The following is a 14,811-nucleotide window of genomic DNA, read 5'->3' as shown; positions in this document are numbered from 1 at the left end:
GCCGCTGCCTAGGGTCAAGGCATGAACGCGCCCCTGGTCCTCCCCGGCCCGCACGCCACCTCCCTCGACCTCGGCGGTCGGACCGCCCTGGTCACCGGCGCCGCAGGCGGCATCGGCAGGGCCTGTGCGCTGCGGCTGGCCGCCGCCGGGGCCAAGGTGAGAGCGGTCGACCGCGACCCCGAGGGCCTGGACACCCTCGCCGAAGCCGCACGGGGCCTCGCGGGCACGGTCGAGCCTCAGGTCCTCGACCTCACCGATCTGGACGCCGCGGAACTCTCCGCCGCGGGAACCGACGTCCTTGTCAACAACGCCGGGCTCCAACTGGTCCGTCCCATCGAGGAGTTCCCGCCGGAGGCCTTCCACACCGTGCTGACGGTCATGCTGGAGGCACCCTTCCGGCTCATCCGCGGTGCCCTGCCCCACATGTATGGACAGGGCTGGGGGCGGATCGTCAATGTGTCGTCGGTGCACGGGCTGCGCGCCTCGGCGTTCAAATCGGCGTACGTGGCGGCGAAGCACGGCCTGGAGGGGCTCTCGAAGACCGCCGCGCTCGAAGGCGCGCCGCACGGCGTCACCTCGAACTGTGTGAACCCCGCCTATGTGCGCACCCCGCTGGTCGAGAAACAGCTCGTCGACCAGGCAGCGGCGCACGGGATCCCCGAGGAGCGCGTGCTGTCCGAGGTGCTGCTCCGGGACAGCGCGGTCAAGCGGCTCATCGAGCCGGCGGAGGTCGCCGAGGCGGTGGCCTATCTGTGCAGCCCGCAGGCGTCCTTCATCACCGGTACGTCGCTGGCGCTGGACGGCGGCTGGACCGCACACTGAGCAGCTCGGAATTCCTGAGTTGTCCACAGGGCCGGCGGCGCCGGCCCGACCTTGGGTCATCCTGTGAACATGTCTCGCGATCACGTGCAGTCCCCCCAGCGCTCCGGCGAGGCAGCGGCCACCGGCCCCAAGGCGCCGTTCCTGGAGCTCCTGGCCCGGGGCGCGTCCGCCGACGCGTACGAGCAGCCGGTGCTTCTCGCCCGCGCCGAGGGCCTGTCTCCCGAGCGGGTCGCCGCGCTGGAGCGGACCAAGCGCCTCGCGCTGCGCGTGCGCTCGGAGATGGAGGGCAGACGGCGCCGTGAGGCCGAGCTGTCCGCTCTCTTCGAAACAGCCCATGACCTGGCCGGACTGCGTGACCTCGACGCCGTGCTACAGGCGATCGTCCAGCGGGCCCGGTCGCTGCTGGGCACCGACGTCGCGTACCTGACCTTGCACGACGAGGCTGAGGGCGACACCTATATGAGGGTCACCGAGGGCTCGGTCGCCGCGCGCTTCCAGCAACTGCGGCTCGGGATGGGAGAGGGGCTCGGCGGCCTCGTCGCCCAGACCGCCCGCCCCTACGTGACCCCCGACTACTTCAACGACGAGCGCTTCCAGCACACCCGCGTCATCGACGGGGGCGTACGGGACGAAGGGCTGGTGGCGATCCTCGGCGTGCCCCTCATGATCGGGCCGCAGGTCATCGGTGTGCTGTTCGCCGCGGACCGCCGCGCCCGTGTCTTCGAACGCGAACAGATCGCGCTGCTCGGCTCGTTCGCCGCACTGGCCGCCGCCGCCATCGACACCGCCAACCTGCTCACCGAGACCCGCTCGGCACTGGACCGGCTTGCCCGTGCCAACGAGATCATCCGGGATCGCAGCGGAGTGATCGAGCGCGCGTCGGACGTCCATGACCGGCTCGCCGAGCTCGTCCTGCGCGGTGGCGGCGTCCACGACGTGGCCGCGGCGGTCTCCCAAGTGCTCGACGGTACGGTCGAGTTCGCCGAGGCCGTGGTCACACCGGCCGTGGCCCTGGAGGCATCCCGCGCCGAGGGCCACGCCGTGCGGCACGGGGACGACTGGATCGCCGCCGTGGCGGCCGGCGGGGAGCTCCTCGGTGCGCTGGTGCTGCGCGGCCATCCGGGCCTCGACCCCGTCGACCAGCGCACCCTGGAGCGCGCCGCGATGGTCACCTCACTGTTGCTGCTCGCCAGACGCTCGGCATCCGAGGCCGAACAGCGCGTCCGTGGCGAGCTGCTGGACGACCTGCTCGACGCCCGTGACCGCGACCCGCGACTGCTGCGCGAGCGGGCCTGGCGGTTGCACGCCGATCTGGACGCCACCCATGTGGTCCTGGCCGCCCGTCTCGACGGCGCGGCGGCCGACGCCGACCAGGAGGCGTCCGCGCGCCGACGCCTGTGGTCGGCCGCGTCCCATCTGGCGGCCACCCGGCACGGACTGGCCGCCGCCCGCGACGGCGGCACCGTTCTGCTGCTGCCCCTCGATCCCGGGGACACCGCGACGACGCTGGCCCGTCGCACGGCGGGACAGCTCGGGACCGCCGTTCACGAGCCGGTCACCGTCGGTGCCTCCGCGCCCGTGGAGAGCCTCGCCGACCACCCGGACGTGGTGGGGGCCGCCTATGCGGAGGGGCAGCGATGCCTCGACGCGCTGCGCCTGCTCGGCCGGGCAGGGGAGGGAGCCGCCGCCGAGGACTTCGGGTTCCTCGGCCTGCTGCTCGCCGGCGACCGGGACATCTCCGGCTTCGTCGGGCGCACGATCGGGCCGGTGGTCGCGTATGACGAACGGCGGGGCACCGACCTCCTGCACACCCTGGACGCGTACTTCGCCTGCGGGATGAGCCCGGCACGCACCAAGGACGAACTGCACGTCCATGTGAACACGGTGGCGCAACGGCTGGAGCGGGTGGGCCGGCTCCTCGGCGACGACTGGCAGAGCCCGGCCCGCGCGCTGGAGATACAACTGGCCCTGCGTCTGCACCGGTTGTCGTCACCCGCACGGCCCTGACCCCCGTACGTGTGCTGTACGGGGGCCGGAAGGACCGGGGAAAAAGACGGTCGGCGGGAGCGGGTCAGACGGCGGGCGCGTCGGCTGCCCGTGCCGCGGCGGGTTCCGCGTCCGTCACGGGGTCGACCGCGGCCAGGTCGCGACTGCGGGTCTCCTTCGCCGCGCCCACCGCGATCAGCGTCAGGACGACGGCCGCGATCACGTACAGGGAGATCGGGGTGGAGTTGCCGTAGTCGGAGAGCAGCGCGGTCGCGATGAGCGGAGCGGGCGCACCGGCCGCGACGGAGGCGAACTGGGCGCCGATGGACGCACCCGAGTAGCGCATCCGCGTCGCGAACATCTCGGAGAAGAACGCCGCCTGGGGTGCGTACATCGCCCCGTGCAGTACGAGTCCGACGGTCACGGCCAGGATCATGTTGCCGAAGCCGCCCGTGTCGATGAGTGAGAAGAAGGGGAACATCCACAGGCCGACCCCGGCCGCGCCCAGCAGATAGACGGGCCGGCGGCCGATCCGGTCCGAGAGCGCGCCCCAGGCCGGGATGACCGCGAAGTGCACGGCGGAGGCGATGAGCACCGCGTTGAGTGCCGTCTGCCGGGACACACCGGCCGATGTCGTCGCGTACACGAGGATGAACGCGGTGATCACGTAGTAGCTGATGTTCTCCGCCATGCGGGCGCCCATCGCGACCAGCACGTCCCGCCAGTGGTGCCGCAGCACGGACACCAGCGGGAGCTTCTCCGCGACGGCGTCCGGTGCCGCGCTGCGGGCCTCCGCGCGGGCCAGCGCCTGCTGGAACACGGGTGATTCATCGACAGACAGACGAATCCACAAACCGACGATCACCAGGACACCGGAGAGCAGGAAGGGGATGCGCCAGCCCCAGGAGACGAACGCCGCGTCCGACAGTACGGCGGTGAGCAGCGACAGCACACCGGTGGCGAGGAGTTGCCCGGCGGGTGCCCCGGTCTGCGGCCACGAGGCCCAGAACCCGCGGCGCCGCGCGTCTCCGTGCTCGGAGACGAGCAGCACCGCGCCGCCCCATTCGCCGCCGAGCGCGAAGCCCTGCACCAGCCGCAGCGTGGTCAGCAGGACCGGAGCGGCGCTGCCGACGGTCGAGTGCGTGGGCAGCAGACCGATCGCAAAGGTCGCCCCGCCCATCAGGAGCAGGCTCAGGACCAGCAGTTTCTTTCGGCCGAGCCGGTCGCCGTAGTGCCCGAAGACGAGAGCGCCCAGCGGCCTGGCGGCGAACCCCACGGCGTACGTCAGGAAGGACAGCAGCGTGCCGACCAGGGGGTCGGAGCCCGGGAAGAACAGCTTGTTGAAGACGAGCGCGGCGGCGGAACCGTACAGGAAGAAGTCGTACCACTCGATGGTGGTGCCGATGAGGCTCGCGGCGACGATGCGCTTGAGGCTGGCGGGTGGCGGGGGAGCGGTTGCTGCGGAGGCCATGTGCACCACTTCCGGGTGTTCGGTGGGGACGGGTACGTGTCCGGACACCGTAGGAACGTGCAGGTCAGGCGCACATGTGGTGGGACACCATAGTTCAGGGGCGGGGTGTGCGTGTGGCCCCCATGCCTGGACGTTGGGTTCCGGCAGAGACGCTCAGCCGGTGGTGAATGAGGAGGTGTCCAGGGTGCGTGGTTCGCGGCGCTTTGACGGTGCCGTGCTGACTCCCGTGCTGGTTTGATGCTGACCCAAAACCCAACGCCGGCCCCGTGTGTCGGACATCGGGCCGAGCGATGCGGGAATGGCGGTGCTGGAACACAACGATGTGCCGGCCTAGGGGCGAGTCGGGTGGCACGCTGTACGAAGCCCTGCGTTCGGAGCTGCCCGGGCACCGCTTCGTGTGCCCCGCACACGCCGCCGCCATCCCGCTACTGATCACAGGCATCGCCGCCGCAGTGAAGCCTTGCGTGTTGTAGCTCGCGGGCAGGTGCCGTAGTCCTGGCCACTCTTGACGCCACGGCGTATGAGCACTGGTGCGGTTCGAAGGTGGTGCGCGGCATGCGGTCGCTGGTGCTCGACCGGCGCTGGAGTGTCCAAGAGCGACGCGGAGCCGGCGAATGCGAGGATCCGCGCGTTGCGCGTGCCGCGCAGGACGATCAGCGCACGGCGCAGTTCTGTGCTCAGCTGGAAAAGCCGGCGGCTGTACTGCCCACCCCTGTAGGTGTACAGCCGGAAGACCTTGACGGCGAGTTCGTCGCGGCCGTCGGCGAAGGTGTCCGGGAGTCCGGCGAGCAGCTCGAGATCGCGTTTACCGGTTGCCGCGTCAGCCACCACGCTCGGAGGTAGGACGTCGATTTCTGCGGCAGATGCAGAAATGTCGACCGTGACGGCATGGGCGGCCAGGGCCGCGAAGAGCTCGATCAGCCGCTCGCCTTCCACGATGTTGATGCCCCAGGCCTCCAGGTGCTCGTGGCGGCGGGCCTGGCGCCACGCCTCCTGGTGGACGAGGAGGCGGGCCTGGCGCCACGCCTCCTCGTCCACCACAGGCAGCAGGACACGGCCCAGGTGCGCGCAGCGACGCCAGAGCAGGTCGTGATCGGAGGTCACGGTCGATCCTCCCCAGGCGAGTGGAACACATGGGGCCGATGACCAGCCCGACCGCCGCAGGTCCTCCAACTTCCCACTACGCGCAGTGCACGTACAGACCGGAAGCCAAGATCCCCGACAGCGTCAGCTACTCAGGAGCCGGCCGTCGAACTGGCGGCGTAGGCGCGCATCGCGCGCCACACCCGGCGGGCGCCCCCGACATGCGACAGGGCCCGGATCCTGAAGAGGGCCCGGGCCCCGTTCGGCAGTAGCAGGGACAGGAAGTCCGACCGGGAGGGTCAGGTGTCTTGGCCTGCCTCTACGACTTTCTCGTAGCGCTGTTCAGCGGGCAGCGTGGGGTTTGCCGCCGCGGCGGGGTAGGGCGTGGCCTGCTTCAGTGCGTCTTCGATCTCAGAGAGGTCGGATCCGTTGAATTCCTTGGCCATGCCTTCGACTTCAGTCGGGCGGCAGGCTTTGACGGGTCTTGCCGTCGATTTCTCCCAGGCCAACAGTGCCCTTGTCGAAGGGAAGGACGCCGCCAAGGGCGGCGGCCTCAAAGCCCTGCACATCCTCGTCCCAGACTAGGACGGCGATGTAGCTGTGCCCTGACTCGAGACGGGAGGTACCGCGGAAGTTGAACTCCCGCGTGCCCACGCCGTCCTCCCACCACAGGCCGGCCAACTGCGTGGTGAAGGAAGACGGCAGTTCAGGGGACCCTGAGCGGTTGTAGAGGACTTTGTCGATGACGACACGGCCAGTGCGGTCCACGTGCCCCTCGCCGTGCTCCTTCGCCTTGTCCGGGACGGGACTGATCTTTTCGTTGTCGACGTGGATGACCGCCACGTGATCGCCGTAGGAGACCCAGTCGGTCGTGTTCTCCAGCGGGAAAGCGGACAGGGCCTCGGCTTCAACCGGTCCGCGAGGTCCGCTGTCCGGGCCGGAACCGAAGGCACCGGACAGTGCCATCGCTCCCGCCGTCACGGCGGCGAGTCAGGGCGGGCGTGGAGCAGCCGGCGGCGCGCGCGGCTTGCGCGGGGCTCAGCCCCTCCCACGCGATCAGCAGCACTGCCTCACGTTCGGCGTCGCTCAGGCAGCTCAGCGCTGCCAGTGCGCCGCTGCGCGCGGCGGTCTGCTCTTCAGCGCTGTCGGCAACCGGCAGTGTCGAAGGTGCCGAGGAGTCGGCACTTTGGTGAACGCGTGCCAGAGCTGGAGTTGGCGTAGGCGCGCATGCGGCCCAGGACCGGGGCTACGCTTTACAAGGTGATCGAGACCAGCCTCTGCGACATGTACGGCGACAGCGGTGGGGCTATGTTCACAGGGGCTATTGCCCTGGGAATCACGTCCGGTGGCAACTATGTCGACGAGCCCTGCGGCGATACGGACGCGCAACCCGACCGCGTGACCGACTACCAGCCGGTGCAGGGGGTGCTCAATACGCACAACCTCGCCGTCTACTGAACCTGAAGCCACCACGCCGTGATCGCTCTGTAGATCGCTCGTGCGGACAAGTCTCCGCGGAATGGGGGCAGGAGCGGGACTTCCTGTTCCTGCCGAGGGCAGGACGCTCGGTCCAGGCAGTATCCCAAGCCGGGGAAGTCCTCGTTGCAGTCGCCGTGTGGCGGTTCACTGCGGGTAGGAGTGACCTGCACCGACGCTGCGTGGTGCAGGTCCGCGCAGCGCCACGGACATCACGCGACTAGAAGTCTGGTCACGATGCGGAAACGAACTCGACCGGACAACGGAATGGGCCGAACGCAGCCCGGGATCGGCGCGTCACATCGGCGGGTAGGGCCGCCAGCCGTCAGCGCACAGCGTCCATTTGCCACCGTCAGCCTTTGGAGGATACATGCCTGCGAACAGCGCACGCACCGTCCATCTGCTCGTCGCACTCGCCCTGTTGGCCGGTGCTGCCGTTGCTGGCTGCGGCGGCGAGAAGGAGGACGGCAGTCGTGGAGCGGAGGTCGGTGACGGCAACTCGGCGTCACCGCAGGTGAAGGTCCGAGCCGGTCAGGTCGCCGACGCCTGGGACGGATCCAAGGCCGCCGAGATCTGGCACAAGGGCTACTACCCGATGGGGGAGGTGGTGCAGCTGCCCGGGACTGGCCTTCACAACGACGCCGACAAGCGCGCCTACAAGACCGGCAACTTTCTCCTGCGCGGCGGCCTCCCCGCCAGCTTCCACAAAGACGGGCAGGTGAGGTGGGGGAGCGGAGGCTCGCTCACGCTGCCGCTGATGGGGGCGCAGAAGGCGTACATGGCTCTGGACCGCGACAGCAGTGACGGACCGCACCTCGTCGCGACTGGGGCGAAGCTGGGCGAGATGACCCTGACCACCAGCCGTGGGCCGGCGACCGTCCCGGCCTGGCTGTTCACGCTGGAGGGCTATGACACCCCGCTCAAGCGGGTCGCCGTCAGCCCGTCGAAGCTCCCCGAGCCTCCGATCAAGCCGGCCAAGGGGATGTCCACCAATGTGCTGGCGCCGCTGGGCGGGCTGGTGCAGGTCGCCGGGGACGGTCGGTCCGTCACCGTGGTGGCCACTCACGGATCCTGTGACGACGGTCCCGCTGTGGACGTGCTGGAGACGGGCGGCAGCGTGGTGTTGTCCGCATCTGTCGTCGGGGCGAAGGACGGCGCCTGCACCAGCGAGTTGGGTGGCGAGAAGGTGACCGTGAAGCTGGGCCGGCCGGTCGGCAACCGCATTCTCCTGGACGCATCCACGGGGCGACCGGTGCCGTACAGCAAGTGGCCTGAGACCTCGCCCAGCTGGAGCTGAGCCGCCACTGGTACGGGTGCCTGCCCTGAGAGTCGCGGGGCGGTTCAGTCAGTCCCGTGCGGCACCGGCGCCCTGAGCTGACCTGCTGTGCTGGTGAACGGTACTGTTCGCCGGGGATGGTCTCCGACCATGTGAGTCGTAGAAGCTGCAAAGACGGCCGGGTCCTGGGCGACGAGCGTTCAGACCACTGTCTCCCCGAAGCGCCACGAGCCCCGGTTGCCGAACGCCTCCGCGCGCAGGCCCACTTCCCAGGCGATCCGGGCGGCCCGCCGCAGTGCAGTCGACGCCACGGACCGGCCTTGGTCCACGCCACAGACCGGCCTTGGTCCACGCCGCGAACCGGCGATGCGCGGTGGCAGGCGAGGTGCCGAACATCGGCGGCAGGTACAGCCAGGCGCAACCGCTGGTGTGCACGTACACCACCGCCGTGAACACCTTCCGACCCGCCACCGGCACCGTGCCGCCACCCTGTTGCCTGGGCCGGAACGGCGGTATCAGCGGTGCGGCAATCTCCTCCGCCCACTCCTGGAAGCACACGGCCACCACATCAACACCTCAATCGCCTGCTTCCGCACGCCAGTCGACGTCGCGGCGTTCCTCGCTTCCAACCCCACCCCGACCAAGGTCAAGAAGACGAGTTAATGATCTGCAAGCCCTAAGACGCGATAGTGACGCGGAGCGCGGCCAGGCCGAGGGCCAGGTGTCCACGGCTTGTGCCTGCCCTTCGTCGGTCTCACGCCCCCGCCGCACGGGCCGCGCCCACCAGTGCGGCGTTCCCCGCGGGGCCGGCAGGCTTCATCGTACGAGTGCGCTGTGCGCCTGCCGCCGAGGTGCCACCCGGACCAGGGGGCGCGTCTCCTACGGGGCACTCGGGGGCTCCGGGAGGCAGTGAATCCGCGTCGGCGTGTGGGGAGTTCGGCGTCCAGCCCCCGGTCACGAGGCCAGCGGACAGAGCGGGCGCGACGAGGTCCCAGGAGCGGGCTATGGAGCCTCCGACGACCAGGGCGGTCGCGCCGAAGTCCACCAGGCGCGGGCCCAGCACGACGCCCAGTCCGGTGAAGACGTCGTCCAGCACCCGCCGGGCCCGCGCCTCCCCCGCTCTGGCTCGTCCGGCGATGTCGTGTACATCGGCGGCGGGGTCGCCATAACGGGCGAGGATCGCCCGGCGTGAGACGGTGTCCTCCAGCGGCCGATCGTCGATCTCGGTCAGGTCCATCCGACCCTCGGGTGGCACGCCGGGACCGTTGGCGCAGATGCGGCCGTCGGCGAGAAACGCCGAGCCGACACCGGTGCCGAGCGTGATGCCCACGGCGCGGTGGTGCCCGCGGACGGTGCCCGCGGACCACTCGCCGGTCAGGAAGGCGTGGGCGTCGTTGAGGAACACGACGTCGGCGGGGCGCTGCCGTAGTCCTTCGAGGAAGGCTGCTCGCACGTCCATCCCGTACAGGGCGTCGAACTTGCCCACGCCCTTGAAGAGGGCGATCCCCCTCGCGTAGTCGAACGGCCCGGGCACCGCCACGCCCCACCGCGCACCCGGAGGCACCGACAGCCCGTCGGCGCAGTGTCGTACGGTGCCGAGGATGTCGTCGGCATCGCCGTCCGCGTCGAGCGGCTCGCGCGTACGGTTGGTGACACGCCCGTCGCGCAGGTCGACGAGCGCCGCGGTGACATGGGTGCCGCCGATCTCCAGGACCGGAATCAACGGACCAGCGCCTTCACGACACGCACCGGGCCGACGCCAGTCGCTCGCAGGGTGTAGCGGCCGACCGCGGCCGGCACGGTGAGTGTCTCCGCGTAGGCGAGTTCGTGTCGGTCTCCGGCCGCCGTGTGCACCGTGACGCCTTCCCCTTCGACCACGTTCAGGATGTGGAACCGTCCCTGCGTGTCGTCGGTCGCCTCGGCGCCGGCGTCGAGCACGAACCTCCTGACCTCGTAGAACATCTCGGCCAGCGCGCCGATGACCTCCTCCCGCCAGCCGGTGCCCTCGCGCAGGGTGCGCGGCTCTTGAACCAGGTCGCGGGCGACGGCCGTGCCGCGGCGTCCGGTCTCCAGGTTGGCGAACCCGTGCTCGTAGGGCAGGGGGCGCGGGTTGCCGTCGGCGCCGGGTCGCAGCCAGTCGTAGAACCTGAGGCTGTACAGGTAGGGGGTGGCGCTGATCTCCAGTACGAGGTTGCCCGCGCCGCTGGCGTGCGGGGTGCCCGCCGGGATCATGAACAGCCGGCCCTGTTCGGCGGGGAAGGCGAGGACGTGGTCCTCGGGGTCCATGGGGACTCCGTCGGTGACGGCCCTCTCCACCTCCTTGCGGAAGACGTCGACGTCGGCGTCCTCGCGCAGGCCGAGGAAGACCTTGGTGTCGGTGCTGCCGAGGGTCAGGTAGTACGTCTCGTGCTGGGTGTACGCCCAGCCGAAACGCTCCCGCATGTACGACTCCTTCGGGTGGCAGTGCACGGAGAGGCTGCCGCCGCCGACGGTGTCCAGGTAGTCGAAGCGGATCGGGAAGGACGTGCCGAATTGGGCGTGCCCCTCTGCCCCCAGCACGCTCAACGGTTCCAGCACACACAGGAGTTGGAACGGCACCTCGGCCTGGTCCTCCGGTCCGGTGCCGATGAGGATGCCGGCCTCGGGCGCGATCAGTTCGTAGCCGAGCGCTGTGTTGCGGCAGTTGGGGTTGAATCCGAGCTCGCGCTGGGCCCAATGGCCTCCCCAGGGCGTGGAGTTGAAGTACGGGCGGGTGCGGACGGGCTTGCGGGCCAGCGCGGCGTATGTGGCGCGCAGGCCTGCTCCGTCGATCCACGCCGGGTGGTCGGGGCTCTGCATGTCGAGCCAGGCGTCGAGGCGGTGTGCGAGCGCGTCGCGGTGCTGGTCGAGCATCGGCCAGTCGATGTAGAACAGCCGCCTGAAGTCGGGCTTCTCACCCGGCAGACCGAGGTTGACGCCCGGCTCACCCGCGCCGACGGCGGCCTCCGCGTATCGCTTGGGCACATCGGCGTACCAGAGCAGGTCGTGCTCCACGAGGGCGGCGCCGGGCCCGTAGACGAGGAGCAGCCCTTCCGTCGGCGGTGCGGATACCGGGAGGATCTCGAAGAGGTCGTCAAGGGGATTGTCGGCGAGCCTGCGGAAGTAGGGGTCGTCGGCGTCCGCCGGGTGTTCGGTGCGGCTCCTGACGTGTGCCGGCCGTGCGTAATGGCTCCGTATGTCGAGCAGAGTGACGGGGGTACCGCGTCCGGTCAGCTCGTTTTCGAGGCGATCACCGAGGAGGGACCAGTCGACGGACGGGGGCCCGTCGATGGCCACCACCACGGGGCCGTCGGGGAGTTGGGAGGCCACTGCCTGCCATCCCGTGTGGAGGACGGCCTGCGGGGCGGGGGCGTAGCGCGGATCGAGCCGGTACACACGGTCTCCTTTGCGGACGTGCTGAAGAGGGTGGCGCGACGCCGCTCATTCCTTGCTCGCTCCGGCGAGCATCCCGGACACCAGGGTGCGCTGCGAGAAGACGAACAGCACCAGCACCGGCAGGATGGCGATGAGGATGGCCAGGGCGAGTTCGGGGATGGTGACGTTCAGTCCGGCGCCGGCGACGGGGTTGAAGGACGGCGTCGAGGTCAGCAGTTGGTTCAGGCCCACCTGGACGGGGAACTGCTCGCTGTTCGGCAGGACGAGGTAGGGCAGGAAGAAGTTGTTCCAGTTGCCCACGAAGCTGAAGAACGCGACCAGTCCGACCACCGGCTTGGCGAGCGGGAGCGCGATGCGGGAGAAGAGCTGCCACTCCGTGCAGCCGTCGATCCGCGCGGCGGACAGCAGGTCCCTGGGGAGGCTGCTCCCGAAGTAGATGTAGACCAGATACACGCCGAACGGATAGAAGGAGAAAGGGAGTATCACCGACCAGATGGTGCCGATCAGATGGAAGCGGTTGAGCTCCAGGAAGATCGGCAGCACCAGGGTGGCCTGCGGCATGATCATGGTGACCAGGGTGATCACGAGGAGCGTCTTGCGTCCCCGGAAATTCGTCAGCGCCAGCGCGTAGCCGGCCGGAACGCTGACGGCCAGCGTCAGGATGAGCGAACCGCCCGAGTAGACGGCCGAGTTGCGCAGCCATCTCGTCATGGCGCCGTCCTGGAAGGCGAACAGGTGCCGCCAGGCCGTGCCGATCTGATGGAACGAACCGAAGGAGAGGGGGTTGTCCCGCACCACTTCGCCGGCGGTCTTCGACGGTGTCAGCAGCAGCCAGATCACCGGCAGCACGAAGAACAACAGCAGCAAGGCCAGGAGGAGTCCTACGACCAGGAAGGGCAGGGTCCTGGAAGGACGGATACGCCGCCTCACGGCCGTCAGGAAGACAGCGGTCTGTGTCATTTCTCATCCAACTTGAACAGGTTCGAGCGAGCGACCAGCAGCCCGGCGGCGAGGAGGCCCACGGCGAGGAGGACGACGGAGATGGCGGCGGCGCCGTTGAAGTCGCCCTGCTGGAAGGCGTAGACGTAGGCGAGCTGGTTCGGCGACCAGGTGGGGCTCACCCTGCCGAGGCTGGCGGTCTGGAGAAGCTGGGGCTCCACGAACAGCTGGGTGCCCGTCGCGAAAGCCATGATCGTCATGTAGACGATCCACTGCCGGATCATCGGGATCTGGATGTGCCAGGCGGTGCGCCACGGGCCCGCGCCATCCATGCGGGCCGCTTCCAGCACGTCGTCGGGGATGTTGTTCAAAGCCCCGTACATCACGACCATCCAGCCTCCGGCACCGGTCCAGAAGGCGATCAACATGAGGATCAGCGGCAGGTTGCCGGGCGCCAGGACAGCGGCGAACGTCTTCAACCCCATGGCGGTGAGCAGCCAGGACACCGGGCTGACATCGGGGTCCAGCATGAACAGCCAGACCAGAACGCTCGCCACTCCGGCGAGGGCGCCGGGAATGTAGTACAGGAAGCGGAAGAGCGCCGATGTGCCCGGACGCACGCGGCTGCGCAGCACCACGGCGGTCAGCACGACCAGGACGACGAGGGTCACCAGCCACATGACCAGATAGATCAGCATGTGGGTGAAGGCCGGGGCGAAGCGGTAGTCTTGGACGACCTTCACGAACTGGTTGAGCCCGGTGAACTGGCCCCGGTCATTGGTGAGCGCGAGGTAGAACGCGTACCCGGTGGGGAAGACGCCGAACGCGAGCAGCAGCAGCGCGTAGCCGGCGACGAAGAAGTAGCCCGCGCGACCGCGGCCCGTGCGCCGCGGCGTGGTGCCGCGGCGCACGGGGGAGACGGCGACAGGCTCGGTCTCCAGCAAGGTCACTGATCGACCACCTTGTAGCCCTGGCTCTTGGCCTCGCCCGCGATCTCCCGCTGCCAGGCCGGCAGCGTCTCGGTCAGGCTCTTTCCGGAGGTCAGAGCCGGGAGGACGACACTGGACCAGGCGGTGGAGTCCGAGAACCTGGTGTTCGACCAGCCGGTCCACACCTCGTTCGCGGCCTGCTCGAACGGCTCGCTCACATCATTGGCGAAGTAGTTCCTGTTGGCCGGGTTGGCCAGCCAGGCCTTCGCGGCCTGGGTGTAGGCCGGATAGGTGGGCGCGCCGGCCTGGTTCTCGTCGGAGGTGGTCAGCCAGGTGACCAGGTCCGTGGACGCCTTGAGGTTGGCGCTGTGCGAGGACACCATCCACACGCCGCCGCCGACGTTGCCCGTGGCGGTCGTGCTCTCTCCCTTCCATGCCAGAGGGGGCGCCGCGGCGATCTGCTTGGCCGGAGTCTTGAAGCCGGCCTTGAAGAGGTACTGGCCGTACCAAGAAGGGCCGTAGGCCATCAGGACCTTGCCGCCGCTGTTCTCGGCGAATCCCTGGCTGAAGAAGCCCTGTGTGGCGATGGCCTTGGCGCCGATCAGGTCGTCCAGCAGCTTCGCCATCCGGGTGCACTTCGGGTCCCGCAGGTCGGTGCGCAGGGTGTCGGGCTTCACCAGGCTGAACGCGGGGCACTGCCCCGACCAGAAGTACGACTCGTGGGAGTTGGTGTCACCGACCGAGCCGACCAGATAGCCCGGATGGTCCTTGGCGACCTTCTTGCCGAGGGCCTCGTAGTCCTCCCAGGTGGTGGGGACCTTGTAACCCCACTTGTCCATGAGGGACTTGTTGTACCAGAGGAGGACCTGCGCGATGTCGTTGCGCATGCAGTAGGTGTGGCCGTCGAATTCACAGGGCGTCAGCGAACCCTTGGCGAATTCGTCCAGGGTGCTCTGCGGTACGAGCTTCTCGTCCAGGGGCGCGGCGAACGGCCGCGCGTCGGGCTTGGTGGCCTCCGACGCCCAGGTCACGTCGGTCGGCGTGCCGAACACCACGTCCGGCCACCCGCTGCCGGTCCTGTCGAACAACTGCACCTTCGACTGGAGATACGTCGATCCGTCGGCTCCGCCGTCGTACGTGACGATCTTCATCTTCACGTCGGGGTGCGACTTCTGGTACGCCTGCACCGACGGCAGTCTGGTCGAGTCGGCCCACACCGTTATCCGCGAGCCCTCCTTCTGCGCGGCCGGCTTGAACGCCGACTGCCCGGAGGAGGAACGGGTGGTGGTGTCGGCGCTGGCGCAGCCTGCAAGGGCGGCCGTGGTGGCCAGGGACAGCGTGACTGCCGCGGTGCGGAGCAGCGAGTGACGCCGGCCGGTTCTCGGAGATCGGGAAGACTCCATTGTCTTTCCTTG

Annotated in this window: 13 protein-coding genes; 4 read left to right on the top strand and 9 right to left on the bottom strand. The window is 69.2% G+C overall.

What is annotated here, in order from left to right:
- Nucleotides 1–21: 21 nt before the first annotated feature.
- Nucleotides 22–822, top strand: coding sequence for a 3-hydroxybutyrate dehydrogenase (locus tag GTY58_RS07550; protein ID WP_010982858.1), 801 nt, complete (start codon nt 22–24; stop codon nt 820–822).
- 69 nt (nt 823–891) lie between these two features.
- Entirely contained in the window at nt 892–2,829 is a 1,938-nt protein-coding gene (locus GTY58_RS07545) for a GAF domain-containing protein (RefSeq protein WP_010982857.1), read from the top strand.
- A gap of 64 nt (nt 2,830–2,893) precedes the next feature.
- Here the strand turns inward: GTY58_RS07545 and GTY58_RS07540 are convergent, their stop codons facing one another.
- The 4 genes from GTY58_RS07540 to GTY58_RS07525 form a co-directional block, all read right to left on the bottom strand.
- Complete coding sequence (locus GTY58_RS07540; RefSeq protein ID WP_037646013.1) at nt 2,894–4,279, bottom strand: MFS transporter; 1,386 nt, start codon at nt 4,277–4,279, stop codon at nt 2,894–2,896.
- Between the two features lie 432 nt (nt 4,280–4,711).
- The gene (locus GTY58_RS07535; RefSeq protein WP_037646015.1) at nt 4,712–5,383 is read right to left on the bottom strand and encodes a hypothetical protein; all 672 of its coding nucleotides are present in this window, start codon (nt 5,381–5,383) and stop codon (nt 4,712–4,714) included.
- Nucleotides 5,384–5,661: 278 nt separating this feature from the next.
- On the bottom strand, nt 5,662–5,808 hold the full coding sequence (locus tag GTY58_RS07530; protein WP_154696723.1) for a hypothetical protein: 147 nt from the start codon (nt 5,806–5,808) through the stop codon (nt 5,662–5,664).
- 10 nt (nt 5,809–5,818) lie between these two features.
- A complete protein-coding gene (locus GTY58_RS07525) occupies nt 5,819–6,328 on the bottom strand; it encodes a hypothetical protein (protein WP_037646017.1) in 510 nt (169 codons plus the stop codon).
- Nucleotides 6,329–6,622: 294 nt separating this feature from the next.
- Between GTY58_RS07525 and GTY58_RS07515 the strand changes: the two genes are divergently transcribed.
- A complete protein-coding gene (locus GTY58_RS07515) occupies nt 6,623–6,820 on the top strand; it encodes a hypothetical protein (protein ID WP_137865272.1) in 198 nt (65 codons plus the stop codon).
- Between the two features lie 388 nt (nt 6,821–7,208).
- The gene (locus GTY58_RS07510; protein WP_037646020.1) at nt 7,209–8,135 is read left to right on the top strand and encodes a hypothetical protein; all 927 of its coding nucleotides are present in this window, start codon (nt 7,209–7,211) and stop codon (nt 8,133–8,135) included.
- Between the two features lie 733 nt (nt 8,136–8,868).
- Here the strand turns inward: GTY58_RS07510 and GTY58_RS07500 are convergent.
- Genes GTY58_RS07500 through GTY58_RS07480 form a run of 5 tightly spaced genes read right to left on the bottom strand, consistent with a single transcriptional unit; the run spans nt 8,869 to nt 14,799 of the window.
- Complete coding sequence (locus GTY58_RS07500; protein ID WP_010982851.1) at nt 8,869–9,837, bottom strand: ROK family protein; 969 nt, start codon at nt 9,835–9,837, stop codon at nt 8,869–8,871.
- Nucleotides 9,834–11,528: a class I mannose-6-phosphate isomerase gene (locus GTY58_RS07495; protein WP_010982850.1), complete on the bottom strand. Its 1,695-nt coding sequence runs from the start codon at nt 11,526–11,528 to the stop codon at nt 9,834–9,836. Before GTY58_RS07495 ends, GTY58_RS07500 begins: the two co-directional genes overlap by 4 nt.
- 45 nt (nt 11,529–11,573) lie before the next feature.
- Entirely contained in the window at nt 11,574–12,488 is a 915-nt protein-coding gene (locus GTY58_RS07490) for a carbohydrate ABC transporter permease (RefSeq protein ID WP_010982849.1), read from the bottom strand.
- Nucleotides 12,485–13,417, bottom strand: coding sequence for a sugar ABC transporter permease (locus GTY58_RS07485; RefSeq protein WP_010982848.1), 933 nt, complete (start codon nt 13,415–13,417; stop codon nt 12,485–12,487). The genes GTY58_RS07490 and GTY58_RS07485 overlap by 4 nt, the downstream gene beginning before the upstream one ends.
- Complete coding sequence (locus tag GTY58_RS07480; protein WP_010982847.1) at nt 13,414–14,799, bottom strand: ABC transporter substrate-binding protein; 1,386 nt, start codon at nt 14,797–14,799, stop codon at nt 13,414–13,416. The genes GTY58_RS07485 and GTY58_RS07480 overlap by 4 nt, the downstream gene beginning before the upstream one ends.
- Nucleotides 14,800–14,811: the final 12 nt, after the last annotated feature.

The organism is Streptomyces sp. SID5469, from assembly GCF_009862865.1.
In the GTDB taxonomy this organism is placed as follows: Bacteria; Actinomycetota; Actinomycetes; order Streptomycetales; family Streptomycetaceae; genus Streptomyces; species Streptomyces avermitilis.
This window is presented reverse-complemented; position numbering and strand designations above follow the sequence as displayed.

Coding starts and splice junctions, on each gene's coding strand:
- GTY58_RS07490 (WP_010982849.1), bottom strand. CDS start 12,488: ATGACACAGACCGCTGTCTTCCTGACGGCCGTGAGGCGGCGTATCCGT.
- GTY58_RS07525 (WP_037646017.1), bottom strand. CDS start 6,328: ATGGCACTGTCCGGTGCCTTCGGTTCCGGCCCGGACAGCGGACCTCGC.
- GTY58_RS07540 (WP_037646013.1), bottom strand. CDS start 4,279: ATGGCCTCCGCAGCAACCGCTCCCCCGCCACCCGCCAGCCTCAAGCGC.
- GTY58_RS07545 (WP_010982857.1), top strand. CDS start 892: ATGTCTCGCGATCACGTGCAGTCCCCCCAGCGCTCCGGCGAGGCAGCG.
- GTY58_RS07510 (WP_037646020.1), top strand. CDS start 7,209: ATGCCTGCGAACAGCGCACGCACCGTCCATCTGCTCGTCGCACTCGCC.
- GTY58_RS07550 (WP_010982858.1), top strand. CDS start 22: ATGAACGCGCCCCTGGTCCTCCCCGGCCCGCACGCCACCTCCCTCGAC.
- GTY58_RS07480 (WP_010982847.1), bottom strand. CDS start 14,799: ATGGAGTCTTCCCGATCTCCGAGAACCGGCCGGCGTCACTCGCTGCTC.
- GTY58_RS07530 (WP_154696723.1), bottom strand. CDS start 5,808: ATGGCCAAGGAATTCAACGGATCCGACCTCTCTGAGATCGAAGACGCA.